The sequence below is a fragment of the Roseinatronobacter ekhonensis genome, from assembly GCF_900499075.1.
Classification (GTDB): Bacteria; Pseudomonadota; Alphaproteobacteria; order Rhodobacterales; family Rhodobacteraceae; genus Roseinatronobacter; species Roseinatronobacter ekhonensis.
This window is the reverse complement of sequence record NZ_UIHC01000176.1, coordinates 1-931: the sequence shown is the minus strand read 5'-3', so window position 1 is coordinate 931 and position 931 is coordinate 1. Positions and strand designations below refer to the sequence as shown.

Annotated in this window: 2 protein-coding genes and 1 pseudogene; 2 read left to right on the top strand and 1 reads right to left on the bottom strand. The window is 50.8% G+C overall.

All coding sequences use genetic code 11. The annotated features are described in order from the left end of the window. The coding region (locus tag ROE7235_RS19715; RefSeq protein ID WP_220669565.1) for an IS3 family transposase at positions 1 to 115 on the top strand (115 nt) is incomplete at its 5' end. A 76-nt stretch (positions 116 to 191) separates the two neighbouring features. Beyond that, positions 192 to 443, top strand: a complete 252-nt coding sequence (locus tag ROE7235_RS19710; RefSeq protein WP_121097750.1) for a hypothetical protein — start codon at positions 192 to 194, stop codon at positions 441 to 443. Positions 444 to 730: 287 nt separating this feature from the next. On the opposite strand, the pseudogene ROE7235_RS19705 reads toward ROE7235_RS19710, so the two are convergent. Next, positions 731 to 931: pseudogene (locus tag ROE7235_RS19705) on the bottom strand (IS630 family transposase); the annotation flags it as partial.

Sequence of the window (931 nt, the reverse complement as noted above, 5' to 3'; positions counted from 1 at the left end):
GCGACAGGCTGAGATGGCCATCTTCGAATATATCAATGGCTTCTACAATCCGCGCCGCCGTCACTCAGCACTGGGCTGGAAAAGCCCGGTCGCATTCGAACGAAAGGTAGCTTAAACGAGCACTTGGAGCGGCACAAAAACGGGACAGGTCCACCTTTCACCACCTTAACAAAGAGCTTAAGGCATTGGGCATGAAGAAACCCGCTGAAACGCTCAGTGAAAGCAAGGTGAAATTCATAAACCGAATTCTAACTGACATTCAGGCGTTTATGAGTGACCAGCCGGAAGGGCGATACCTTGACTTGCTCGACGATGATGTGTTGCCGCAATACAGTGATGCGATCCTGATCCTATCGCAGTACGACGGGGCACTGTCAGGTTTCCGGAGCCGTTATTACGGATATGTGCCCTCCGCACACGAAATTACTTGGAGACTAAGTTAGGTCTGCTCAGTGCGAATGGCGGCAAAGCGGACTGCGACCGCAGCATTGAATGGCGGTGCCAAAGGTCGGCAGTGGGCCGATTTTGCCTTGCCACCCTCAGTTAAGGTGCCGTACCGAGTGTTAATGGATGCTTACGGCGAGGACGTCATGGTAGAAATATGACTGGCTGAAAAGCCAATTGCAAAGCTTCCGACAAGTGCACGTACTTCTGTTTCCATGGCAATCCCTCATATTAGTGCAAACGGCCCAATGCCGAATGTCCCGAAAGTGAAAAGGATATACTTCTTCTACTCCAAAACCCGAAAGTTCTCGTGTGTTATGACGCGGAAGTTATCTGACACCTTGTCGCGGAATTTCTTCCATTCCTGCGGGATGGTCTCACGCATGAATGCAAGGATGGCGTCGGCGAATTGCTTCTGACTTCGGTAGTAGCGATTGTGGGTGACATAATGGTGCAAGACCGCCCAAAGACGTTCAATTGGATTGAG

Excerpts from the sequence above, each read along its gene's own strand:
- ROE7235_RS19710 (WP_121097750.1), top strand. The coding sequence starts at position 192 with ATGAAGAAACCCGCTGAAACGCTCAGTGAAAGCAAGGTGAAATTCATA.